Source organism: Sphingomonas sp. Leaf38, from assembly GCF_001421825.1.
Lineage (GTDB): Bacteria > Pseudomonadota > Alphaproteobacteria > Sphingomonadales > Sphingomonadaceae > Sphingomonas.
Window position 1 is genome coordinate 250684 of record NZ_LMLD01000008.1, and the last position, 23585, is coordinate 274268.

Genomic DNA, 23585 nt, shown 5'->3' on the forward strand with positions numbered 1-23585 from the left:
GTCATGTAATCATCCATGTTGACGTCGTTCCACGGCTTCGGCCTTAGAAGCTACGACACAACCTGCAAGGTGCCGTCGCTTTGGTTGGTTCAGAATAGGAAACGGCATGATCGGTTGGAGAATTACAGTTTATCGACATTCGCCGGAGAACTATCTGTTGAGTTTGACCCGCACTTCAGTTTTGGCTGATTGGAAGGTTGGGTCTAGAGGTACAGTCTGGCTTGATCAACTGGTCGAGAACGGGGAGGCCCAACTGGTGAAGACCGGTGGTTATCCTAACCTATACACGGCGTTGGCGGGATCGATCGTGCCGCTATTTCTTGGAGAGGCACCTCCAGCAGAAGACGACGTACCGTGGCGTATGCCACGGGAAATTACTATCAAGCACGCTGAGCTGGCGCTGTGCCAAGCCAATGAAGTGCTGACTATCACGGCGTGGGATCAGAGCTGAACGCTGGCCACTGGCGACCATCGCAAACCCAGCACGGACGAATGATGAGGGGTGAAGCGCCTTGCATTACGATGACGCCATCTGGAGCCAACGCCATCAGACATCAGTAAGCGTGTTCGGCAGGCCGCCTTGCGACGGCGCCGGTACGGGAAGGATCGAGCGCGACATTGTTCACGCCGATGCCTTCACGGGTAAGAAACCCGGTGACGATTGCTGGTGACTCACCCTGATCGGCGAGCAGGATCGGCACATCCCGATTGCGCGTTGCCGCGGCGTCGAGCATCGGCAGCTCGCGCCGGCACGGCCCGCACCATGTCGCCCATAGATTGACCACGAAGGGGCGGCCTCGGAAACGTGCAAGCGGGAGAGGAGCGCCGGACGGCGTCGTCAACGTTAAATGATAGGGGAAGGGGCCATAGGTCACGGGCGGGATAAGCGCCTGGAGCGTGAACCACAGGCCACCCGCTATTGCCAACGCCCCCCAGCCCACCGCCAAGGCGCGTGTTCGGCCAAGCTGGAAGGCCAGCGTTGCGGCAGCACCAACGATGCCGGCCATCGCAGAGAAGCCACCCTGCCAGACGGCGAAAATGGATAGCGGCGCTTCGACATAGCTTGCCCAATGTGCCGCGACATAGCCGATCCGCGCCGCCACCAGTCCAGCGACGATGGCACCGGTCGTAACCGTAGACACTTGCGGGAAGCGGAACCGCCCTGCCACGGTCGTGAGCCCCAGGAACACGGCGACGCACAGTACCGCCAATCCACGATCGACCGCCATCATAAGCGGTCCGATGGCAATCGCGCTTCCCATCAGAGAAACGCGCCTGCGCTCTTCCAGAGCATGTAAGCTGCCACGACGAAGATCAGCACCGCGAAGACGGTGGTAAGCGTTCCGCCCGAGCCAAGGCGCTTGGCGATGCGTGTGCCGATCAACCCGCCGCCGACCCCGCCGCCAATGAAGACGAAGGCAAGCGGCCAGTCGACCAGCCCGGAGAATGCATAATTAGCGGCGGTCGTCAGGCCGAAGGCGGTGACAGCAATCAACGACGTGCCGACAGCGTTGATGATCGGCATACCCGTCGATCCGATCAGGCCCGGAACGATCAGAAAGCCACCTCCGATGCCGAAGAACCCTGAGAACAAGCCCGTCCCAAGGCCGTAGCCCAGCACCTTGGGTGCCTTTTCCCGGTTACATTCCGCGCCGGGATTACCTGCGTCACCCCGCCCGCGAAGCATCAGGACGCCGACGACGACCATGACGAGCGCGAACAGAAAGAGCAGCTTGCCGCCATCGACGGCCTTGCCGACGGTGGACCCCAGCAGCGCACCGATGACGCCCGCTGTGGCATACAGGCCCCCGCACCGCCATTTTACGGTATGAGCCTTTGCATGGCCGATCAGACCGGTCGCGGCATTGGCTGCCACGGCAAACGCACTCGTGCCGATTGCAAGGTGTGCATCGGGCACGCGCACCAGATACACCATCAGCGGTACGGCAAGGATCGAGCCCCCGCCTCCTACAAGGCCAAGGGTAAATCCGACCAGGCTGCCCGAAAGGGTGCCAAGCAGATACTGGATCGGTTCGAGAGTCATGCTGCCTCGCCGATTTTATGCGGGGCGGCCATCCACTCGCGGCCCTTCAGCATGCCCTGCCAATAGATCGGGGGAAGCATCCGCTCCTTCAGGAACCAGGCGGCGCGCGTGGGTCGCGTTCCGTCCAGCAGCCAGGATGGGAAGCTGGGCAGCAGCTTTCCGCCATAGCCAAACTCGGCGAGGACGATCTTACCGCGTTCGACCGTGAGAGGGCATGAGCCGTAACCATTATAGTCGGCAACGGGGGGGCTGCCGTCGAGCGCCGCCAGCGCGTTGACCGCGACTACCGGCGCCTGGACGCGAGCAGCAGCGGCCGTCTTGGCGTTGCTGGTGCCAGCGGCATCGCCAAGGCCAAAGACGTTTTCAAATCGCTTGTGCCGCAGCGTAGTCTCGTCGACCTCGACAAAGCCGTTCGCGGCCGCGAGCGGGCTATTGGCGACGACGGCATGCGACACTTGGGGCGGAACGACGTGGAGCATGTCAAACGGGCGTTCGATCCTCTCGGAGACGCCGTCCTGCTTGCGCTCGAACGTGGCGACACGACGATCGGCGTCGACTGCGACAAGGTTGGATTCAAGCCTGAGATCGATGCCGTACTTCTCGACATATTCCATCAGCGCCGGGACGTAGGTCGGAATCCCGAACAGGGCGGCGCCGGCGTTGTGGAACTCAACATCGATCGCGGGGAGGACGCCGCAGCCTCGCCAGATATCACATGAGAGATACATGGCCTTTTGCGGTGCGCCGGCGCACTTGATCGGCATTGGTGGCTGCGAAAACAGCGCACGCCCCCGCTGCAATTCCTTGGCGAGCCGATAGGTGTAGGGCGCCAGGTCATAGCGATAGTTTGAGGTGACACCGTTGCGGCCAAGGGCTTCTGGTAGCCCCTCGATCTTCTCCCACGCCAAGCGCAGCCCGGGCGCTACAATCAGGACGTGATAATCAATGGAGCTTCCGTCTCCGAGCTGGATCGCGTGGCGGTCGGGGTCGATGGTGATCGCGGGCAACCGTATCCACCGGACGTTCTTAGGCATCACATCGGCTTCGGCCTTCCGGGTTTGCTCGCGCGTGAAGACGCCGGCTCCGACCATCGTCCAACCAGGCTGGTAATAGTGGTCCGTGGCGGGATCGACGACCGCGATCGTCACCTTGGCGTTGCGCTTCAGAATGCTGGAGGCGGTCGCGATGCCGGCGGCACCGCCCCCAATGATGACGATGTCGTAGGTCATTGATCCACCCTCTCGGAACGGCGCTTTAGCGCAGGCGTCAGATCGGCAAGGTCGTACCCGGCTGCCTTTGCCTGGCCGATGATCGTCGCCGGATCGGCGCGATCGGCCTCGGCCAATGCCCACAATGTCGCCGCGCGCGTCCCGCTGCGGCAGAAGCCGAGCGTCGGCTGTGGCAGCGTGGCCAGCGCCTCCTTCATGCGATCCGCATCGGCGTCAGTCGCCTTGCCCGGTACGATAGGGACATGGGCAAACGCGAGACCGTGGTCGCCTGCCATTCGGGCCATTTCTTCCGCGCTTGGCTGGCCCGCCTCCTCGCCGTCCGGGCGGCTTGAGATGATCGAGCGATATCCTGCCTGCGCGGCAGCGGCGAGGTCGTGTTGTGTCAGCTGGGGGGCGGCAGAGAAGGACGAGGTGATCTGCTTGAAAGCCATGTGATGTCTCCTGTCTGATCAGGCCGAACGGCGGGACGTGAATGCAAAGCGGTGGACGGCAACGCCGAGGGCCATTGCAGCGATGAAGACCAGTGCCGGCAGAGGCTGGATCGCCAGCGCGGCGATGGCAGGGCCTGGGCATAATCCGACGATGCCCCAGCCTATGCCGAACAAGGCCGCACCGCCGATGAGGCGCCGGTCGATCGGCGAGGTGGCAGGTGTGTGGAATTGTTCGGCCGCAATCGGGGTCGAGCGACGCCGCACAACGAACCACGCTATCGCCATTGGCAGGATTGCGCCCGCCATGACAAACGCCAAGGTCGGGTCCCACACGCCGGTGACATCGAGGAACGCCCGCACGCGCGCCGGATCAATCATTCCCGAGACGGCAAGGCCGGCGCCGAACAGCGTCCCGCTGGCGAGTGAAATGAGGTTCTGGCGCATCACAGTATTACCCCGGACAGACGCATGATCGTGACCGTGACGACGCCGGTCGCCATGAACGTAGCGGTCGCGGCGATGGACCGGTGCGACAGGCGAGACAGGCCGCATACGCCGTGACCACTGGTGCACCCGGACCCGAGCCGTGTTCCGATACCGACGATCAGACCGGCGACGGCGATCAGCGAAAGCGATGTCGGAAAGCTGGCCTTCACGCCTAAGCTGGCTGCAACAATACCCGCGCCCAAAGGCAGACCCGCGGTGAAGAACAGCGCGATTGCCCATGGTGGACCTCCAGCGGAAAGACCTAAAACTCTCGCGAACATGCCGCTGACTCCGGCGATGCGGCCGTTTCCGAGCAGCATGATCGCCGCGGCGACACCGATCATCAGCCCGCCGATGAAGCCTTCGAGCGGCATGGCATGGGGAAAGCCTGGCATCACAACGCATCCAGCGGAATCTTGAGGTAGCGGGTGCCGTTGGCTTCCGGCTCCGGCAGATGACCACCGCGCATGTTCACCTGGATCGAGGGCAGGATGAGCTTGGGCATCGACAAGGTCGCGTCGCGACTGGTCCGCATCGCGACGAAGTCGTCTTCGCTGACCCCTTCATGGACATGGACGTTGCCGACACGCTGCGCGCCTACAGTCGTTTCCCAGACATATTCGTCGCGCCCCACCGCCTTATAGTCGTGGCAGAGGAACAGGCGCGTCTCGTCCGGCAGCTGCATGAGCCGGCGGATCGAGCGGAATAGCTGGCGTGGGTCGCCACCAGGGAAGTCTGCCCGCGCGGTGCCGTAATCGGGCATGAAGAGCGTATCCCCAGTGAAGACCGCGTCGCCAATGACATAGGCCATGTCCGCCGGCGTATGGCCGGGCACATGCAGCGCAATGGCGTCGATGTTGCCGATGGCAAAGCGGTCGCCGTCCTCGAACAGCCGGTCGAACTCGGAACCGTCGCGCTCAAAATCGGTGCCGGCGTTGAAGATTTTGCCAAATACGTTCTGGACCCGGATGATCTCACGACCGATCGCGAGCTGCCCGCCAAGCGCCTGCTGAAGATACGGTGCCGCAGACAGGTGATCGGCATGTGCATGGGTTTCCAGCAGCCAATCGACCGTCAGTCCCTGATCCCGCACGTAAGCGATCACTGCGTCCGCCGACGCGGTTTTGGTCCGGCCCGCCGCGGCGTCAAAATCGAGGACGCTGTCGACGATCGCAGCCTTTTTCGTTGCCGCGTCCCAAACGACGTGGGTCGCTGTGTTGGTAGGCTCATCGAAAAAGGACTGAACGACCGGCGATCCGGTCGTTTTTGCGCGTCTGATCTGGGTGTTAGCTTCGCTCAAAACCAAGTCCATGACCGTCTCCGTTTAGTCAGCCTCACAGTTTATGTAGTTATGTAAGCGTATTGCGTCAACGGGGTGTTCGTGCCATTTGGGAAGAATGGAAATGATGGATGCGAACATGCCGCGCTCGCTGCGCATCGGGGATGCAGCCCCGAACTTCACCGCCCGCACCACGCAGGGCGAGATTGCGCTGGATCAGTATCGTGGGCGCTGGGTCGTGTTCTTCTCGCACCCTGCCGACTTCACGCCGGTTTGCACGAGCGAGTTTGTGGCCTTGGCCAAAGCGGCTCCTCAATTCGAGGAGTTGGATTGCGTATTGTTGGGGCTGTCGGTCGACAGCCTCTACTCTCATGTCGCCTGGCTTCGCGCGATCCACGAAGTTTTTGATGTCGAGGTGCCGTTTCCGGTGATCGAGGATCCCTCGATGGCGGTTGGGTATGCCTACGGCATGCTCGACGAGCAGGCCGGCGATGCCTCAACCGTGCGTGCAACCTACTTCATTGATCCCGAAGGCGTTATCCGCGCACTCAGCTGGTATCCGATGAATGTCGGACGCTCAGTCGACGAGATGCTTCGCACCGTCAGGGCGTTGCAGCGTTCTGCCGATGGCGAGGCCTATACGCCTGCTGACTGGCAGCCGGGCAACGACGTGCTTCTCCCTCCTGCCTTACCGGGGAGCGCAGGCGCTGACTGGTTTCACCAAACGAAAGCTGACCGGTGACGGCGATTTACCAGTCCCGCGCACTCGCCGACGTTGCAGTTGAGAAGCTGCGCGTATTCGCGCAGCCTCAGCGTCTTATGATTCTGTCTTATCTGTTGGGCGGCGAACGGCAGGTAGCGGACATTGAGGCCGCCACGGGCGTGACTCAACCCGCGCTCAGCCAGCAGCTTGCCGAGCTGCGGCGCGCCGATCTCGTTAAGACCAGACGCGAGGCCAAGCAGGTTCACTACCGTCTTGCCGACGACGCAGCCGCATTGTGCGTGCGAACCCTGGAGGCGATGTTTGGAGCCGACGATCTGTCGCCCCCCCAAACAGCCCCTGCCCTCCGCCAAGTACGACCGAGTGAGACGCCGTCCGTGGTTCGGCCGCAAAACATTGGTGCGGCCGTTTTTGCGAGAGTTGGCTGATCATTTCGGCTAAAGAAGGAAAAAGCGGATGCGTATGCCAATCATTGCTCTTGCAGGATGCTTGTCACTCATGAGCAGCGTCAATGCTTCAGCCGGCGTGCCTAGGCAGACGGTGATAGCGGGATATGGCGCGATCACACCCATTGAAGGTGCTGCGGAACGGCCTGATCGCAAGTTGCGCTATCGCGTGCTGTTCAATGTGACCAAGGCCGCGGCAACGCCGGATAAGATCAATCCATCTCTGGAGAAGGTAGCCCGCTTCCTGAACCTGCTAGGCAACGACGGCGTTCGTCCAGAACAAGGCGATGTCGTCGTGATTGTCCACGGTGCGGCGACGCCCATCGTCACCGAAGATCGCGCCTATGCGACAAAGACGGAGGTAGCTGCGAACCCCAACCTTGCCTTGATTGAGGCGTTGAAGAAGGCGGGTGTGTCCGTTCGGGTATGCAGCCAGGCTCTTATTGGAAACAAGATCGACCCCGCTACGGTTGCAAAGAGTGTCGAGACTGACGTGTCTGCGCTAACTACTTTGGCGACATTGCAGCTGCGTGGGTGGGCACTGATCCCAGACTGATCGCGACGAAACGTTTACTGTTTCATCATCCCACTCCGTAACGCTGCTGGTGTCATGACCGTTCGGTTGCCTCACTTACTTTGACGATGTGAACGGTTCGAAGGTCCAGAGCCATGCCACCAACGTCGGGATTGCCACCACGCACAGTGTTTTGACTTCAAGGCTTCGTTGGAACGGCCGTGTATCGTGTGGCGCAAATCGCTAGCGGAGCCTTTTGACGGGCGCTGGCGTGCCATCGCCATCGCACCCGGCCATCGCCGGCGCGATCGGTGCGGCTTGCGCCGTGGCCTCGTGGTGCTCCCTTCGTCATCTCGGCTATCGAAACCTTCTCCGATCCAACGTCGATGAGCGTCAGTGCGCCCCGGCGATGCCGATCGTGGCTGCAGCCATCCACAGCGCCATCGCCACCATCATCACGTTTTCGGTGAGCGAGATGAAGCCCAACGGCACGTTGCTGTCCCCGCCCACGCACGCGCATTTCAGCTCTCGCTTGTCGAGATAGACGGCCTTGAACACCGACACCGCTCCGATCGAGCCGATGAACAGCGCAACCGGCACCGAGAGCCAGGTAAGCGCGCCTGCGATCATCAGCACGCCCGCTCCGCCTTCCGCAAATGGATAGATATAGGAGTAGGGCACCCAGCGTTTGGCGAGCAGGTCATAGTTCAGAAACATGCTCGAAAAGCTCTCAATATTCTGAAGCTTGAGCAGTGCCAGCACACACATCGAGAAGGCAATGAACCATTCGATCGCGCGAATCGTGAATGGGGTGCCGAGCACGGCGTAACTGGCTGCGAGCGCCATCAGCGCCGTCATCGTGAATAACGCGACCACTGGCCTATAAGTAAGCGCCTTGGGGTCGCGGACCAATTTGCCAACGAAGCGGCGCAGATCATCATAGCCGCCTACCCGCTCGCCGTTGATGAAGGTCTGGGGTGTGGTTTTCACGCCATGCTTCGCCTTGAACGCATCGGTTTCCTCCCGCGTTGTCAGCCAGTGGTCATCGACCGCATATCCTTGACGACGCAGAAGGTCTTTCGCCTTCAGTCCATAAGGGCAGGTGTGTTCCGGCATCACCATCCTGTAGATCGTCGCCTGTTTGGCGGGGGCGGTCGCCATGTCGCTTCTCCAGCTTGCTCGCCCCACCTATATAGGGTCCGTACCATAGTCCGGAGTCAAGACATGACGAGAATGACAATTGCGGGGCTGGCGCGAGAAGGCGACGTAGGCGTCGAGACAGTGCGTTACTACCAGCGCCGCGGCTTGCTCGAAACGCCCGACCGGCCGAGCGGGGCCGGGATTGCGGGTGGTGTTCGGCGCTATGGGGGCCAGGACGTGCGCCGGCTCCGCTTCATTCGATCAGCTCAGGCAGCCGGATTTACCCTTGAACAGATCAGCGAGCTGCTTGCGCTGGATGCAACCGATGATCGGGCCCGCGCCCGCGAGCTTGCGAGCGAACGCATTGCGGCATTGGATGAGAAGATCGTGGACCTTGAGCGAGTGCGCGCCTCGCTTCGCCGGCTCGCCCAGGAATGCGGGTCTGGAGCGTCAGGCCCTTGCCCTATACTGACCGCGTTCGATCAGGGCTGACCGTATCAACCGGGTCGGTTGTGAAGCTGCAGCAGGCGCACTTATTTTTGCGCAACCCAATCCTGCCGACCATGACGACACGAACCCCACGATCCTGGGGACTGCTGCCAGCAGCGCGAACCGGGTTCCCAGGCGTCTAAGGTAATCGGCCATCCTAGCATTCAGCACACAGCTTCCGGCGTCTGCAATGGGTCGATAGCCGACCCACTGCCTTACACCTATCCCGCTGATGCAAAACTTTTGATTTTTGCATCAGGAACGACCGGGTTTGGTGGAAAGCGGACATTCTCGCGATCGCAAAATCCGGGTCCGCTAGGGTCAAAAGCGGACCCGTGCCGGACAGATCAGGCAGGGAAATGAATTCCGCATAGTTTGTTGCCGTCTGGGTCGCGAAAATAGGCAAGTTCGACTGTCCCCAGCGATGCGGTATTACGCGGGCCGGGCGGGGCTTCGATCGAGGTGCCACCGTTGGCGACCGCGGTATCATGAAGCTGCTTCACTTGTTCAAGCGAGTTGCACGAAAAGGCGACGGTGCTGCCGTTGGCGACGCTTGCCGGTTCGTCGTTAATCGGCTGGCTGACGATGAAATTGGTTCCGTTGCCATTATTATAGATCAGCCGTGTATGGCCGCTGTCGGCAATGTTCCGCGTCCCTTCGCCTGCCCCCAAAGTGGCGAGCACCGTGTCGTAGAAGCGCTTCGACCGTTCAATATCGTTCGATCCGACCATGGTGTGAAAAAGCATGCGGGCTCTCCTTGCAGCTGATCGACTTCCGATTGCCACTAGCCTTCTCACCTAACCGGCCGTTAGGACGCGGTCACCCCCGGGTCGTCGAAATGTCCGCGATTGGGCGTCAGCGGTCATTCGATGCGACCGGCTTTGGAACGTCCAGAATGGTGGTTAGCGGTCGTTCCCGATCTGTCAGTAGACGATCGACATGTCCGGCTTCAGCGGCTTGGGCGGCGTTGGCGGACGCAAGCCGGCGGCAAGATAGTCGGCAGCTACTGGCTTGAGATTGAGGGCAGCTTGATAGCAGCCTTCCAGCGGCCGATCTGTGATCCCTGCCGCCTCCCAGAATTTCTGCCCAGCTGCGGTCGAGAGAGATTTCCGAACCTCCGCTATCTCAGAAGTTGATAGCCGTCGCGCTATCCCGTCCACCGCACATGCCGCAACCGCAGTGTCCAGCTGGCTTCGGTTCACGGGCACTTGGCGGGCGATCAGCGGCTTTAATCTGTCGTATGCACCCAGATAGATCTTGGTCACCGACAACTTCGGGCTCGGCTGCATGCCAACCATGAGGAGGGCTTGCCTCGTTGCTTCCGCCACGGCGCTATCAATCGCCTGCTGCCTCGTAAATTCTTCCGGTGGATGGTCCGCCCACAGCTGGATGGCTGCCGCAAGGCTGTCGGCCGGCGGTGCTGGCACGGGTGGGGACGGCAAGGCCTGCAAAAGAATGGCGAGTAGCTGGAGCATTTACCGATGTTGCCATACCTGAGCCGATGTCCGCAATTGGGCGCTTCCGGCCCGTCCGCTTTTCAGACGAATACCGCCTACCCCTCCCCCCTCTCCTGCCGCCCCCCTCCATATGCTCGGTTTTCCGAAGGTACGTTTTAGGTATACCCCCAGTGGACCTCTTTAATCTGGTTCGTTTTACGTCAAAAGTTTACGCATAAAAATCTGGTCAATCTGCTCGGTTAGTCCGGCTTAAGCCTTGACCAAGAAGGACCATACGGCACCCGTTCAAACGGCACCGCAGTAGGCATTGTACGTGGCATCAGGGGTTTCTGAACTCGATCGAACCAGAGCTAAATTAGGGCGTCTGGATTCTCAAAAAGGATGGTGGATCGAGAAACTGAGATAGAAGGGGAAAACCGGTCTAGCGCCATCCGCCGCCACCTACGACATTGTGCATCACTGATTGTGCTTCTAGATGCATCCAATGAAACGCCGGGCTCGCCCACTCTCCAAGATATTGCATTCTATGGCGTTTCTCGTCCTGGCGGTGATGTTGCTGGTCCGGCTTGGCCCGCTCTGCGAGACGATGGCGATGGCCGCGCCTCCGGCTGCGTCCGCGATGATGGACTGCGCCAGCAAGGCACCAGGCGCTCCCATCAAAAAGGCACCTGCGTCGGCCTGCGCCATACCGTGCGTTGCGGTTGCCGGCGAAACCGTCGAGCATATCGGACTGGTTCCTTCCTCCCGTCTATCGCCTTGGCCGGCTTCACAGACGGGCCTTTTGGGCATGGCATACGCTCCGGCCACACCCCCTCCGCAAACCGTGTGACGTCGAACACCATCAGACGTAATTTTCGGAGAATATCATGACCAAGTTCAAGCTCATCAGCGCTGCCTTCGCTCTCACCCTGTCGACTGGCGCATTCGCCGCTGTCGCCAATTGCTGCGCCGACATGGCGTGCTGCAAGGACGGTGCGGACTGCTGCAAGGATGGCGCAAAAGCCAAGGCTGCTGACTGCTGCGATCATGCCAAGGGCGGCATGAAGCACGGCTAAAGCCAGGTAGGGGCGGGCAACCGCCCCTATTTTTCTAGTCTACATCTACTCGGCGCGGCACGCCGTCCCGCCACGGTCGCTGTGAAGAGCGGAGAGTTACCCTCAGGGTTGAGGCTCTTCCCCGAACCGCATCCATCGTTCGTCCCATCTCTCGCGCGATTACTGCCAAAGTCTGCCTGGCCTTGATACGCTGACGAAGCTCGGCGTCATCATCATCGGTCCAAGACGTTCCACGTCGAGCGGTCATCCCAAAAACTCCTCGATCAGGAGCAATCCCAGAAACCCGATGAAAAACATCGCGCTGATAAGCGGGGTGTCTGGTTTCTCGTGCGCTTCGACCAACAGCTCTTCCGTCACGAGATAGAGCAGCGCCATCAGACCGAAACTGAGAAACCCGGCGATGACAACGGGGGGAAACGTCGCAACGGGCGTCGCTATCGCCGCACCGATCGGCAGCAACAACGCGATCCCCATCGTAATCGCAATGATACGCGCCTTGGACTTGATTGTCTCACCCAACTCGGTCGTCACGGTCAGTCCGAGAAACAGCACCTCCAAGGTCAACGCGATCGTCAGCAACACGCCAGCCTTCCCGCCAGCGACGAACGCCAACCCGAGAACAAGCCCGTCGATCAGAATATCGACTGCAACCGCGCCCAACATAGCGATCGGTCCACTGGCGCGACCCTCAAGGGCTTTGAGCGACAGCATCACGACTATGCCCAACGCGCCGCCTGTGAATGTCGCGATCGGTGAACCTTCGTGCATCACCTGGGGCAAGATCTCGGCTGCCGCTGCGGCAAACACGACGCCTGCCGCCAAGTGCTGCATGGCGCTTACGAATGCATCACTTGGCCGTCTCGATACCGCAAAAAGCGAGCCGATCAGTACGGCGACGACGGGAATGAGCGTGAAGGCAACGGCCTGCATAGCTTAAGCCCTCACGCCGTCGTGAGCTAAAGGCGGCAGTTCGATGTGTCCCCCTGATGGAGCTGGCAGCTCGCGCCGTCCGAAACGAGCGTAGAGGGTCGGCAGCACGAACAAGGTGAGCAGGGTTGCGGATATCAGGCCACCGATGACGACGGTCGCCAGCGGCTTTTGCACCTCGGCTCCGGCACCATGACCAAGCGCCATCGGCACAAAGCCAAGCGACGCAACGAGAGCCGTCATCGCAACCGGCCGGAGCCGCGCCAGAGCGCCTTGATGCGCCGCTACCGCACGATCCATGCCTTGCCGCATCAGATCATGGATGGACGACACCATGACCAGCCCGTTGAGGACCGCGACGCCTGATAGCGCAATGAAGCCGACTGCCGCTGAAATGGAAAACGGCATGCCTCTTAGCACCAGCGCAAGGATGCCTCCGACCAGCGCCAGCGGAACCCCGGTGAACACGATCAACGCATCCCTGACGGAGCCGAGCGCGCCGTAGAGCAGGAACATGATGACCACGAAGCAGATCGGCACAACAACGCTAAGCCTATCGCGGGCAGATGCCAGGTTCTCGAACTGACCGCCCCATTCGAGATACGTGCCGGGCGGCAACTTCACCTGAGCGTCGATGCCTGACCGGGCATCAGCCACGACGCCGGCCACGTCTCGATCGCGCACGTTGGCCTGCACCACGACACGCCGCTTGCCGTTCTCGCGACTGATCTGGTTGGGACCATCGACCACGGCGATATCCGCCACAGTCGATAGCGGTACGAAGCCGCCACTGCCGGTCGGCACCGGCACCTGAGCAACCGCCGTCAGATCGGAGCGCGAGCTTTCCGCCATCCGGATCACGACCGGGAAGCGACGATCGCCTTCAAAGATCACGCCAGCCTGTCGGCCGCCAATAGCTGCTGCAACCGTGTCCTGCACATCACCCGCCGTCACCCCGACGCGGGACATGGCAGTGCGGTTCGGCCGGATATCGAGCATCGGCAAGCCTTCGGTTTGCTCAACCCGCACGTCTGCTGCACCCCGCGTCTTTCGCAGAATGCCGGCGATCCGATCTGCGGTCGCGTTCATCTCACCAAAGTCGTCGCCGAATACCTTGATCGCGATATCGCCGCGCACGCCTGCGATCAGCTCGTTGAACCGCATCTGGATCGGCTGGGTGATCTCATAGGCGTTGCCCGGTAGGGTGGAGAGGCGCTTTTCCAGCCGCTCCACCAGCTCTTCCTTAGACAGGCCGGGGTCGGGCCACTCCTTCTTCGGCTTCAGGATGACGAACGTGTCAGTCGCGTTAGGCGGCATCGGGTCCGATGCGATTTCAGACGTGCCGGTGCGCGAGAAGGCGAAACGGACTTCAGGGGCCTTGGCGAGTGCCTTTTCCACCTGGAATTGCATTGCCTGGCTCTGATCGACCGATGTGCCGGGGATGCGGACCGCCTGCACGAGGATGTTGCCCTCATCGAGCTGCGGCAAGAACTCCTGCCCCAATGTCGTGAAAGCGGCACCGGCAAGCGCCAGCGCGCCGATCGCGACGCCGATGGTGAGGGTGGGTCGGCGCATTGCCGCATCAAGTCCCGGCTCATAGCGCTGCCGGAGGAACGTGACGACGCGGCTTTCCTTCTCCTCGACCCGATTGCTGAGCCAGATCGCAATCGCTGCCGGTATGAAGGTCAGCGACAAGATGAAGGCGAACACCAGGGCGATGATAACCGTCAGCGCCATCGGCTCGAACATCTTGCCCTCGACACCCGTGAAGGTGAGCAACGGCGCATAGACCAGGATGATGATAGCCTGCCCGTACACCGATGGGCGGATCATTTCGCGCGCCGATGCCGCGACAATCCCGAGACGTTGCTCGATCGTCAGCACGTCATCACGACCATGCTGCGCCTCTCCCAAACGCCGTAATGCGTTCTCCACAATAATGACCGCGCCATCTACGATCAGCCCAAAGTCGAGCGCACCGAGGCTCATCAGATTGGCCGAAACGCCCGCCTCCAACATGCCGATGCTGGTCAGGAGCATCGTGATCGGAATGACGCAGGCCGCGATCAGCGCCGCACGGAAATTGCCAAGCAGCGCAAACAGAACGACGATCACCAGCACCGCACCCTCGGCAAGGTTGCGGGCAACCGTGGCGATCGTGGAGTTCACCAGCTCGGTCCGGTTCATAACCGGCTTCACGACAACATCGACCGGCAATGAGCGGCCGATCTGCGTGAGCCGTTCGGCAACGCCCGTCGACACCGTGCGGCTATTCTCCCCGATCCGCATGACCGCGGTGCCGACGACAACCTCATGGCCGTTTTCCGACGCCGATCCCATGCGTAGCGCCTGCCCGGTGCGAACGGTCGCGATCTGGTTGAGCAGAATCGGAACGCTCTCGCGGGTAGCAACGACGGTACGGGCCAGCTCGTCAGCGTTGCGGACACGCCCATCCGATCGAACCGCCAACCCTTCGCCGTTGCGGTTGACCACGCCAGCGCCCGCGCTGGTATTGCTGAGCTGAAGGGCGGTGGTGAGATCCTGAAGCGTCAGCCGCATCGCCGCCATGCGCTGTATGTCTGGAATAACGAGATATTCCTTGGTGTAGCCACCAAGGGAGTCGATGCCAGCAAGCCCGGCCGTGCTTTTTAGCTGCGGCGTGACGATCCAATCCTGCACGGTGCGCAGGTAGGTCGCCTTGTCGGCGTCGCTCACGAGGTGATCGCCCTCGGGGGTGATATAGCTGGCATCGCGTTGCAGGCCGGGTTCGCCGTTGCGGTGGTGAACCTGATCCAGCTCGCGGTATTCGACGGTCCACATGAAGATATCGCCAAGCCCCGTGGCGATCGGCCCCATCTCCGGGTTCACGCCTTCGGGAAGGTCTTCCTCTGCGGTTCGCAGGCGTTCCGCGACCTGCGCCCGCGCAAAATAGATATCGGTCTTTTCGGTGAAAACCGCTGTGATCTGGGCAAAGCCATTGCGGCTTAGCGAGCGGGTATATTCAAGGCCGGGAATGCCCGCGAGCGCGGTTTCGACCGTGAACGCAACCTGCTTCTCGATCTGGTCGGGAGAGAGGGCAGGAGCAACGACGTTGATCTGCACCTGGTTGTTGGTGATGTCGGGTACGGCATCGATCGGAAGCTGACGCAGCGCGCCGATCCCGAGCAATGCAGCCGCGATGGTCAGAAGCAGGGCGAGCCAACGCTTCTCGACGGAGAGGGTGACGATGCGACCGATCATGGCTCAGTCCTCATCCCCGCCCGCGCCCTTGCCGAGTTCGGCCTTGAGCGTGAAGCTGTTCGTGGAAGCGATGCGCTCCGAGCCGGTAAGGCCTGCCGTTACCGTGACCTGTCCGCCATTGGTGCGACCAAGCGTCACCGGAATTGCCCGGAAACCCGTCGCGGTCCGGACGAACACAAACGACTTGTCCTCGATCATCTGCACTGCGGCCGATGGCACGGCGACGGTGCGGTCCCCGGTCGCAGGAACGAGGATAGATACGTTGACCGTTTCACCAACGCGCCATGTGCTGCCGGCGTTGTCGAGGGTGGCGATCACCGGCACCAATCGGGTCGTCTCGTCCAGAATGGGGGACACGAACGTGACGCGCCCCTCCTGACGCCGCCCCGGTGCCGTCACTTCGACACGCACGCCAGGTTTTACCCGGCCGGCATCGGTGGGGACGAGTGATGTGGTGACAGTCACCTTCGACAGGTTAGCGACACGGAACAGCTCTGCATCGGCCGCGACGGCCTGCCCGAGTGTAGCCGACCGCGCGATGACCTGGCCGGCGATCGGCGAGCGGACCGCGATGCGGTTGAGCGCGCCGCCTCCGCTGCCCGTCGCTGACAACTGCTGCTGCGCCAGGCGAAGGGCAATACTGGCCTCCGTTGCGGCCGTTCGCGCTGCGACCAGATCCTGCTCTGGCGAAACCCGTTCAGCGAACAAACGCTGTTCGCGGCGAAGGTTTGATTGGGCGAGTGCGGAACGCGCGCGCGCGGCTTCTACCTCCGCTTTCAGTGATGCCGCTTCCCGGCTTTCGATGATAGCCAGCGGGTCTCCCCGGCTGACTGACTGCCCGAGATTGCGGGTAAGGGAAACGAGCCGACCGCCTACGGAGGTGGACACAACCTGCACACCCTGAGGATCGCCCTCGATCGTTGCCGATAGCTCGATCGCTCCGGCCACGCCGCCTACTGTAGGACGCGTAACCTCTATCCCGGCATCCGCGATCTGCTGCGCGGACAGGGTGACGATATCCTTTGGACCCTCCTTGGCTTCGCCGGCCTCGGCACCTTCGGTCTTCTCGGCTCCGGCCTTCTCACCGGCCTCGCTGTTGCCACCCCCGCCGCACCCGGCAAGGAGGATAGCCAGGGTCACAGGCGCGAGCGCCCGTATGATGATCTTCGTCATTGATTGGTTTCCTCGGGCGAGGGCGCTGCGGCAACGAGCCGTTCGAGGCGTGCCTTGGCGTCGTGATAGGTGGCGAGCGCATCGATCGCGGCGGTTCGTGTTTCAGACAGGGTACGTTCGGCATCGAGCAAATCGAGCTGACCAAACTTGCCCTCCCGGTAGCCGATCCGAGCGATCCGAGCGGCTTCGCTTGCCGACGCCAATGCCGGCCCGCTGGCGTTGCGAGCGGTCGTCGCGGCATTCGCGACGTTTGCCTGTGCGCTTGCGATGTCCTGGGCGGTATCCAGCTCGGCCGCGCGACGTAGAGCCTGCGCCTGATCGGTCTGCGCCCGCGCCTGCGCCACTGCCGCCTTGCCGTTGTTGAACAACGGAAACGGGATCGACAGCCCGAACACCGCTGCCACGTCGTTCGTAGCCTCAAGCCGTCGTGCGCTGGCGCTGAGTGTCACGTCGGGAATGCGCTGCGACCTGGCAAGCCGCACCTGTGCCTCTGCCGTTGTCACGTCCGCGCGCGTGGCCGCCAATGCCAGCGTCCCGGCGGTCTCGATCGGCCGTGCCGGACCAAAGCCCTCGACACGGCCGAACCACGCCAAGTCCAACGGTCCTGTGAGAGGTTGGCCAATCCGTCGTGCAAGATTGCTTCGCGCGACCTCCGAAAGCCGCTCCGAGCGCTCCACGGCTGTCTCCGCATTGATCCGCAATACATCGGCGCGCTGCTGTTCGAGCGGTGATGCTCGTCCAGCCTGAACGCGAACGCCGGCTGCGCGCGATGCCTCGCGGGCGATACCGGCTTGCTCGCGCGCGGTCACAAGTCGGCGTTCCGCTGCGGTCGCCTCGATGTAGAGCTGCGTGATGGCAAGCCGTAGATCAGCCTCGGCCAGCGCCGTGCCTATCCGCGCTCGATTACCGATTGCATCCGCGACGGCAATCCGTGCCGATCGTTTGCCACCCAGCTCGATCGGTAGTGCCAGACCGGCCGTTGTCTCCGCGCTGCGAAGACCGCGATATTGACCGCTGCCGGCAATATTCTCAGTCTCGGCGACGATCGACGGGTTCGGCCGGTAGCCAGCAACCGTTCGGCCTGCTTCTGCTGCCCGGACGCCCGCTGTGGCGGCCTCCAAGCTAGGGGCGGTCGCTCCGGCAAGTGAAAGCGCCTGCTCAAGGGTGAGCGGGGGACTGCTTGATGTGGAATCGGTTGACTGCGCCTGCGCGATCGACGCGCACGACGCCACGGCCAATAAGGCCGCAATAAAACGGTGCATGGGTAACGGACTCCTGACGAACCTTTGAGCATCCGCACGGGCTTTCCCGGCGAAATTAGGCGTCGATCAGGCTTGGGGAGGACGTAGGGCTGGGTCGGACGCTACCGGGGCCTTGGGCGCGTTGCGCCACACCGATGCATTCATACGAACGCTGCTGGTTGGTCCGGTTGGATCGGACGCAATCGGCACGCCCACATGATGGCCGTGACAACCGCCATGATGATGGGGATACGCCTTGTCGGCGTCTGCCGGCACTTGGTCGGCATCGCCATCGCAATGGTCTAGGGAACTGACCGCTGTGGTATCAACGCACGTCACGCCTTCTGTCGCATGCGCGACTGATCCAAGCCCGAGCATAAGCACGAGCATGAAACTGAGGAACAGGGCGGAAAGGCGGTGCATTGGCCCGCGCCTTAGCAGCTTACCGACTGCCATGTAACGACTGCTGGTAAGTAGCGGGGGCGGGTGAGGGCTCGCTACGCATTTCGGCGCGTGCCTGCCGCATGATCTGAACACCGCCCGATATTCCCAACACAGCCATCAAGGTGGCGACGGCAAGATCAGGCCACGCGCTGTTGAGGCCGAAGACCCCGCCTGCGGCTAGCACGACGGCGATGTTGCCGATCGCGTCATTGCGCGAGCAAATCCATACTGACCTCATGTTCGCGTCACCGCTTCGGAAGCGGTACAGCATGACCGCGACGACAAGGTTCGCGATCAGCGCGGCGATGCCGACCACGCCCATAATCTCGGCATGGGGCGTCGCGTCGTGGAGCGCACCCCATCCCGCCGCGAACAGGACATAGACGCCTAGCAAAGCAAGCGTCGCCCCCTTCAACATCGCAGCGCGTGCGCGCCAGGCTATCGCCATTCCGGCGACGCCAAGGCTGATTGCGTAGTTCGCGGTATCGCCAAAAAAGTCGAGCGCGTCGGCTTGGAGCGCCTTCGATCCGCCCGTGATGCCGGCTATAATCTCGATAACGAACATGCCGCCATTGATGACGAGCGCGATCCATAGCGCCCGGCGCCACTTAGGGTCGTTGAGAGTACCCGCCTTATCGGACGCGCAGCTTGTGCAGGCCATGTTCGCCACCTCGATAGAATCGATCTGACAGCCTATATGCACCCTCTAGTCGCTAGAGGGTCAAGCGCTATGTCTGATAAACTGACGATCGGGAAACTGGCTGGTGCGACTGGTACGAAGGTCGAAACGATCCGCTATTATGAGCAGATTGGCTTGCTGCCCGCGCCTGAACGATCAGCGGGGAACTACCGGACCTATGAAGACGCCCATCTACGCCGCCTGTCCTTTATTCGGCGTGCGCGCGATCTTGGCTTCTCGATCGACCAAGTACGCGAGTTGATGGGGCTCGCGGACCGCCGCGATCAGTCCTGCATCGCGGTTGATGTTGTCGCTAACCAACACCGCGACGCGATTAGACGTAAGATTGCGGACCTGACTGCGCTCGCTAACGAACTCGACGTGCTGATCGACTCTTGTACTCGGAACACCGTCGCCGATTGTAGGATCATAGAGGCACTTGCTCCCTCGGGGTAGTACCCCATCAAAGCCTGCCCTCCTCGCGCGTTGGACAACTAGGCCTCCGCGCCAACTCGGAAACGAGAGCTCCAACAGAACGGGAAAAAAGAACGCCGCGGAGGCTCCCCATTTTCCATGGCCCACAGCCGGACACCAGCCGTCCTGCGTTGCTTAGTCGGGATATTGACGTTTTCTCGTTAAATATGCTACCTGGCATCCGGCGAGGTGACCATGCTTTATCGGCTCGAAGTCGAGAACTTTTTCTCTATCCGCGATCCACAGGTGCTTGACCTGACGATTGACGGTAAGGTTCCTGACCCGGAAGGTAGATACGCGCCGATCTTCGAAGGTGCCGACCTACGCGCGCCAAAGGTGGTGGCTCTCTATGGCGCAAACGCCTCGGGGAAGACCACGATGCTCCGCGCACTTGAATTCGTTCTCACAATGGTACGTGACAGCGTTCAGCGCACGGTGCCAGGATTCGCCGGAATCGAGCGCTTCAACGATGAAGAGTCTGCCAACCGGCCAATCCGCTTCGCGATCGAGCTTGGCGGCGTCATGAACCTGACCCCTGAAACCTTTCAGCGCGCTGAGGCAGGTGAAGCAGTCGAGCAAGGCACCTATCGCTACGAACTGGATATCGAAGTCAAGGATGGGTTCGCGCTTCAGATCACGTCCGAGGTCCTACGTCAGCGACCTGGGGGCGTGGGGAAATGGCAGCGAATTTTCGAACGTAGCCCAGATGGACGGGTGAAGGATTCGAGGACGTTCAGCCTATCGGGTTTCCAGCATCTGGTGAAGACGCTGGCCGCCAACCACACAGTCCTATCGTCTTTCGCGAAGTTTCAGCACCCGGTCGCGCAAATCATTGTGGAATCTGCAAGAAAGGCCTTCTTCCAGATTGAGCCCGTTCATTCGTTCGTTGACCGTGACGTGATCGACTATCTCAAGACGCAGCCCAATGTCGTGTCTCGGCTTACCGACGAGCTTAGCCGCATTGACGTTGGCGTAGAGGGGATGCGGTTTCATACTACTGAGAACGGACCGGTACTTCTGTTCAGGCATGCTGGACTCGCGGCGGAAATGCCATGGGGAATGGAGAGCCACGGGACGCGTGCATTTATCAAGATGTTCCCCTTTCTACTGAGCGCGCTGGAAGGTGGAGGCATCTCGGCAATAGACGAAATGGACGCTGCCATTCACCCTACGATGCTGCCCGAGCTGGTCCGTTGGTTTTATGCGACGTCTGGCCGCAACCCTTACGATGCGCAGCTCTGGCTGTCATGCCATTCTGCTTCCCTGCTCGATGACCTCAACAAGGAAGAGATCGTCATTTGCGAGAAGGACCGGCAGGGCCGCAGCCACATCCATAGTCTCATGGACGTGAAGGTTCGGCGCGATGAGAACCACTACCGTAAATATCTGAGCGGTGCCTACGGCGGCGTGCCGCAGTTCGGATGACCCGTCGTCGCTCACCATTCATCGAGCTTCGTCGCCCAGTTTATATCGGCTGTGAGGGCGCATCCGAGGTAGGCTATGCTGGGTTTCTTCAGGACCTGATCCGTGATGCAGGTGTCGCGGTACATCTCCACGTTGACGAACTAGGTCCAGGGACAGGAGATCCGTTGTCGCGGATCGAGATGGCGGTCTTGCGGCTACGCCAGCTTCAAAAAAAGCGCGGCGCGCCAGCTGACCGCTTTGCGCTAATCGACTTCGACCAAGCCGAGCGCGATCCGCAGCGCGCTCAACGCGCTATTGCTCTAGCCATCGAAAACGACATCAAGGTTCTATGGCAGCGGCCGTGCTTCGAAGCTTTGCTGTTGCGCCATCTCGAGGGCAAGTCAGCCAACCGACCGCCGGACACACCCGGAGCCATCAAAGCACTAGAAAAGGAGTGGGTGGACTACGCGAAACCAATGACGCGGGTCAATCTAGCCAAGCGGATCGACCGGACGGCCGTTCTACGGGCGGCCGCTGTCGAACCTGATTTGGCCACCCTGCTTCAGTGCATCGGGTTAGCCTAGACCGATTGCCTAATTTCCTATCGTTCTGACGTGAGTACAACGCCAATGTCCGAAGTAGCGTCTAGCGCCCTTTTCGCTGAGGTCGGCGAATGCCTGCATGCTTGGGGCAATGTCGAGATTGAGGTCAGTCAGCTGTTTATGATCGTGCATGCCGCCAAATGGGACGAGTTTACCCATCCTCTACGCGCAGCATTTGAAAGTGTGGTGGCACTTGAGGCACGGTTAGACATGATAATGGCGTCAGTTCAGGCGATCGCCGGTTTAGAAAACGCCTACCCCCCGCACTTTAAGTCGCTGCGCAAAAAGACGCTCGCCCTTTACCGCAAGCGCCACGAGATCGCGCATTTCGTGCTTATTGGCCGCAACGACGGTGATGCACTCCAGCATCGCATCAAGCCTTTCTTCACCTGGGCCGCCTTTCAAAATGACACGGGCCGGGCAGAGTTGGACATCAAACAGATCCGCGAACGAAGGGCCGCGTTCTTGGCGCTTGCCGAGAGGTTCGTACATCATCGTCAGCATGTAGGCGCATCGCTGGGGTTGAGACCCGACCTTTATGCGCAAGCCGGGATGATCGCCTACCCGAGCCTCGATTTGATGGTGGAACCGGCTGAGGAAGACTAGCCACCTTGCTCCTTAGGAAACTGCCTGATCTTCTTGCCGATTAAACCAGAAGGTGACGAAGCTCGATGTCACGCCGCCCTTAGGGGCAGCTAATTACATGGCAATCGGGGGCTTTGATCCTAGCCGCGAGGTAAGCCCCCTGCCCTACTTACCAACTCTCGCGATCTGTAGACGATCTCTCCGAAACAATGCTGCTCGCGTTATGACCAGTGCGTTTTGAGTATACCCTCTGCGTTCCTACTCTGGCCGGTCCGATTTCCGCCAAAAAGGGACATTAAGAATTTAGCTCGGATTGGCCCTTTGGTCCGCCTGGAGTCCTAACCAAGGAGGACCAAACGGCACCCTACCAAACGGCACCGATGAAGCTTCATTGAGGGTTGAAGCTCTTCCTTCTGTCCGCTCGCAAGGCAGTGTCGGCGCGTTGCAGTTCACTGCTGGCGACCGTCCCACAAACGATGGTATTTCGGGATTATGGAAGGAGATCGGTTAGCCTGTTCCACCTGAGGCATCGGGAGCCGCCTTGGGGTCGGGATCCTGTGCCTTGCCTGTCGCGGGTGCCGCCTTGTGGCTCGGCATAGCGATGAGATAGGCGACGATCGCGTTGACGTCCTTCTCGGCCACCGGAGCCTTGTACACTTCGCGCATCTTGGTGACGGTCGCCTTCCACTGATCCGCCGATAGCGCAGGCTGGGTCAGCGCCATGCTGGCCGAGTGGCACGAAGTGCAGTTGGCGTTGATGACGTCGGCGTGCGGACCATCGGGGTAGGTAACGTCATCGACCGGCAGGTCGACGCTGGTCGAGGCGAGCGAAAAGCCGCGGGCTGAGACGCTGGTGGGCGGTGCCGGCTCGGATGTCTCGGAGATCGGGGCAGGCGCCTTGCGGCTGCTCGGCGCCCCGATCGAGACGAGGATAATACCGGTCAGGCCGATCAGGCCAGCGGCCATGATGCCGGTAGACGGGGTCTTCATGCTACTCGCTCCTCAGGCCGCGATGATGGTGGTGGTTTCGATGTTGCCGCGCATGAACCCGCCCGGGTTCCAGATCGGCTTCATCGGCTGGGCGACCCCATTGGTGTTCCAGCAGCGCACCATGATCGGGTTGGGACCGCGTCTCAGCGGCACGCGACCATCCCACCGACGGAAGCTGTACCTGCCCTCGTCCACTCCGAGCGTCGTCTTGTACCAAGTGCGCCCACCATCCGACGAGACATCGACCTTGGCGACGCCGCAATCGCCGCCCATCGCGATGCCGCCGACCGGGATCGACGCCTCATAGGCGATCGCCTGGCCATCGGGCAGGCTGGTCATCCAGCTGCGCGGGATCATGCGATTGATCGGCACGGTCGGGAAGTCCTTGGCACCGGGCGCGACATTCGCGCCGGGTGTCGCCGGTATCTTGTAGGCCTTGGCCATCCAATACTGGTCGTCAAGGCCGGGCAGTACCTCGATCGCGTTCAGCATCTTGACCCAGTAGGTCGAATACCAGCCCGGGACGATCAGCCGG

At 61.2% G+C, this 23585-nt stretch carries 26 protein-coding genes and 1 pseudogene; 10 read left to right on the plus strand and 17 right to left on the minus strand.

Annotation, left to right across the window (positions count from 1 at the left end; genetic code table 11):
- Window positions 1–106 precede the first annotated feature (106 nt).
- Complete coding sequence (locus ASE88_RS18660; RefSeq protein WP_156356865.1) at window positions 107–451, plus strand: hypothetical protein; 345 nt, start codon at window positions 107–109, stop codon at window positions 449–451.
- A gap of 103 nt (window positions 452–554) precedes the next feature.
- Here ASE88_RS18660 and ASE88_RS02280 read toward each other — a convergent pair whose 3' ends face one another.
- The 7 genes from ASE88_RS02280 to ASE88_RS02310 are packed head-to-tail and all read right to left on the minus strand — an operon-like array spanning window position 555 to window position 5502.
- Window positions 555–1229, minus strand: a complete 675-nt coding sequence (locus tag ASE88_RS02280) for a TlpA disulfide reductase family protein (protein WP_235527722.1) — start codon at window positions 1227–1229, stop codon at window positions 555–557.
- A 32-nt stretch (window positions 1230–1261) separates the two neighbouring features.
- A complete protein-coding gene (locus ASE88_RS02285) occupies window positions 1262–2044 on the minus strand; it encodes a sulfite exporter TauE/SafE family protein (RefSeq protein ID WP_056474865.1) in 783 nt (260 codons plus the stop codon).
- Window positions 2041–3273, minus strand: a complete 1233-nt coding sequence (locus ASE88_RS02290) for an FAD/NAD(P)-binding oxidoreductase (RefSeq protein ID WP_056474866.1) — start codon at window positions 3271–3273, stop codon at window positions 2041–2043. Before ASE88_RS02290 ends, ASE88_RS02285 begins: the two co-directional genes overlap by 4 nt.
- Window positions 3270–3704 (minus strand): TIGR01244 family sulfur transferase, encoded by a 435-nt coding sequence (locus ASE88_RS02295; protein WP_056474868.1) that lies wholly within the window; start codon window positions 3702–3704, stop codon window positions 3270–3272. The genes ASE88_RS02290 and ASE88_RS02295 overlap by 4 nt, the downstream gene beginning before the upstream one ends.
- Before the next feature lie 18 nt (window positions 3705–3722).
- Window positions 3723–4148, minus strand: coding sequence for a DUF6691 family protein (locus ASE88_RS02300; protein WP_056474870.1), 426 nt, complete (start codon window positions 4146–4148; stop codon window positions 3723–3725).
- Window positions 4148–4585 carry a YeeE/YedE family protein gene (locus tag ASE88_RS02305; RefSeq protein WP_200910125.1) on the minus strand — a complete coding sequence of 146 codons (438 nt, stop codon included), beginning with the start codon at window positions 4583–4585 and terminating at the stop codon, window positions 4148–4150. Before ASE88_RS02305 ends, ASE88_RS02300 begins: the two co-directional genes overlap by 1 nt.
- The gene (locus tag ASE88_RS02310; protein WP_056474876.1) at window positions 4585–5502 is read right to left on the minus strand and encodes an MBL fold metallo-hydrolase; all 918 of its coding nucleotides are present in this window, start codon (window positions 5500–5502) and stop codon (window positions 4585–4587) included. The genes ASE88_RS02305 and ASE88_RS02310 overlap by 1 nt, the downstream gene beginning before the upstream one ends.
- An 85-nt stretch (window positions 5503–5587) precedes the next feature.
- On the opposite strand from ASE88_RS02310, the gene ASE88_RS02315 reads away from it, so the two are divergent.
- The 3 genes from ASE88_RS02315 to ASE88_RS02325 all read left to right on the plus strand — a co-directional run bounded on the left by ASE88_RS02315 (window position 5588) and on the right by ASE88_RS02325 (window position 7192).
- Window positions 5588–6211 carry a peroxiredoxin gene (locus tag ASE88_RS02315; RefSeq protein ID WP_056474878.1) on the plus strand — a complete coding sequence of 208 codons (624 nt, stop codon included), beginning with the start codon at window positions 5588–5590 and terminating at the stop codon, window positions 6209–6211.
- Window positions 6208–6618 carry an ArsR/SmtB family transcription factor gene (locus ASE88_RS02320; RefSeq protein ID WP_056474881.1) on the plus strand — a complete coding sequence of 137 codons (411 nt, stop codon included), beginning with the start codon at window positions 6208–6210 and terminating at the stop codon, window positions 6616–6618. Before ASE88_RS02315 ends, ASE88_RS02320 begins: the two co-directional genes overlap by 4 nt.
- 70 nt (window positions 6619–6688) lie before the next feature.
- Window positions 6689–7192 carry a DsrE family protein gene (locus tag ASE88_RS02325; protein WP_056474883.1) on the plus strand — a complete coding sequence of 168 codons (504 nt, stop codon included), beginning with the start codon at window positions 6689–6691 and terminating at the stop codon, window positions 7190–7192.
- Window positions 7193–7543: 351 nt separating this feature from the next.
- On the opposite strand, the gene ASE88_RS02330 is transcribed toward ASE88_RS02325, so the two are convergent.
- Window positions 7544–8311: a MauE/DoxX family redox-associated membrane protein gene (locus ASE88_RS02330; protein ID WP_056474886.1), complete on the minus strand. Its 768-nt coding sequence runs from the start codon at window positions 8309–8311 to the stop codon at window positions 7544–7546.
- Window positions 8312–8374: 63 nt separating this feature from the next.
- Between ASE88_RS02330 and ASE88_RS02335 the strand changes: the two genes are divergently transcribed.
- Window positions 8375–8782, plus strand: a complete 408-nt coding sequence (locus ASE88_RS02335; protein WP_056474888.1) for a MerR family transcriptional regulator — start codon at window positions 8375–8377, stop codon at window positions 8780–8782.
- A gap of 344 nt (window positions 8783–9126) precedes the next feature.
- Here the strand turns inward: ASE88_RS02335 and ASE88_RS02340 are convergent, their stop codons facing one another.
- Both ASE88_RS02340 and ASE88_RS02345 read right to left on the minus strand, forming a co-directional pair.
- On the minus strand, window positions 9127–9525 hold the full coding sequence (locus ASE88_RS02340) for a VOC family protein (protein WP_031439576.1): 399 nt from the start codon (window positions 9523–9525) through the stop codon (window positions 9127–9129).
- 177 nt (window positions 9526–9702) lie between these two features.
- Window positions 9703–10254 (minus strand): hypothetical protein, encoded by a 552-nt coding sequence (locus ASE88_RS02345; protein WP_056409596.1) that lies wholly within the window; start codon window positions 10252–10254, stop codon window positions 9703–9705.
- 848 nt (window positions 10255–11102) lie between these two features.
- Here ASE88_RS02345 and ASE88_RS02355 point away from each other — a divergent pair.
- Entirely contained in the window at window positions 11103–11291 is a 189-nt protein-coding gene (locus ASE88_RS02355) for a hypothetical protein (protein WP_041394287.1), read from the plus strand.
- Window positions 11292–11534: 243 nt separating this feature from the next.
- Here ASE88_RS02355 and ASE88_RS02360 read toward each other — a convergent pair whose 3' ends face one another.
- The 5 genes from ASE88_RS02360 to ASE88_RS02380 form a co-directional block, all read right to left on the minus strand.
- Window positions 11535–12221: a ZIP family metal transporter gene (locus ASE88_RS02360; protein ID WP_056474893.1), complete on the minus strand. Its 687-nt coding sequence runs from the start codon at window positions 12219–12221 to the stop codon at window positions 11535–11537.
- A gap of 3 nt (window positions 12222–12224) precedes the next feature.
- Complete coding sequence (locus ASE88_RS02365) at window positions 12225–15458, minus strand: efflux RND transporter permease subunit (RefSeq protein ID WP_056474896.1); 3234 nt, start codon at window positions 15456–15458, stop codon at window positions 12225–12227.
- A gap of 3 nt (window positions 15459–15461) precedes the next feature.
- On the minus strand, window positions 15462–16631 hold the full coding sequence (locus tag ASE88_RS02370; RefSeq protein WP_055879912.1) for an efflux RND transporter periplasmic adaptor subunit: 1170 nt from the start codon (window positions 16629–16631) through the stop codon (window positions 15462–15464).
- On the minus strand, window positions 16628–17893 hold the full coding sequence (locus ASE88_RS02375) for a TolC family protein (protein WP_056474899.1): 1266 nt from the start codon (window positions 17891–17893) through the stop codon (window positions 16628–16630). Before ASE88_RS02375 ends, ASE88_RS02370 begins: the two co-directional genes overlap by 4 nt.
- A 421-nt stretch (window positions 17894–18314) precedes the next feature.
- The gene (locus tag ASE88_RS02380) at window positions 18315–18977 is read right to left on the minus strand and encodes a cation transporter (protein WP_056474902.1); all 663 of its coding nucleotides are present in this window, start codon (window positions 18975–18977) and stop codon (window positions 18315–18317) included.
- Window positions 18978–19046: 69 nt separating this feature from the next.
- Here ASE88_RS02380 and ASE88_RS02385 point away from each other — a divergent pair, with 69 nt between their 5' ends.
- The 4 genes from ASE88_RS02385 to ASE88_RS02400 all read left to right on the plus strand — a co-directional run bounded on the left by ASE88_RS02385 (window position 19047) and on the right by ASE88_RS02400 (window position 22081).
- Window positions 19047–19451 carry a MerR family transcriptional regulator gene (locus ASE88_RS02385; RefSeq protein ID WP_056474905.1) on the plus strand — a complete coding sequence of 135 codons (405 nt, stop codon included), beginning with the start codon at window positions 19047–19049 and terminating at the stop codon, window positions 19449–19451.
- 213 nt (window positions 19452–19664) lie between these two features.
- Window positions 19665–20894: an AAA family ATPase gene (locus tag ASE88_RS02390; RefSeq protein ID WP_056475017.1), complete on the plus strand. Its 1230-nt coding sequence runs from the start codon at window positions 19665–19667 to the stop codon at window positions 20892–20894.
- The gene (locus ASE88_RS02395; protein ID WP_082466084.1) at window positions 20891–21457 is read left to right on the plus strand and encodes an RloB domain-containing protein; all 567 of its coding nucleotides are present in this window, start codon (window positions 20891–20893) and stop codon (window positions 21455–21457) included. Before ASE88_RS02390 ends, ASE88_RS02395 begins: the two co-directional genes overlap by 4 nt.
- A 45-nt stretch (window positions 21458–21502) precedes the next feature.
- On the plus strand, window positions 21503–22081 hold the full coding sequence (locus tag ASE88_RS02400) for a hypothetical protein (RefSeq protein ID WP_056474913.1): 579 nt from the start codon (window positions 21503–21505) through the stop codon (window positions 22079–22081).
- 486 nt (window positions 22082–22567) lie between these two features.
- Here ASE88_RS02400 and ASE88_RS02405 read toward each other — a convergent pair whose 3' ends face one another.
- Window positions 22568–23050, minus strand: coding sequence for a c-type cytochrome (locus tag ASE88_RS02405; protein WP_055817270.1), 483 nt, complete (start codon window positions 23048–23050; stop codon window positions 22568–22570).
- A gap of 12 nt (window positions 23051–23062) precedes the next feature.
- A pseudogene (locus ASE88_RS02410) lies at window positions 23063–23585 on the minus strand (oxidase); the annotation flags it as partial.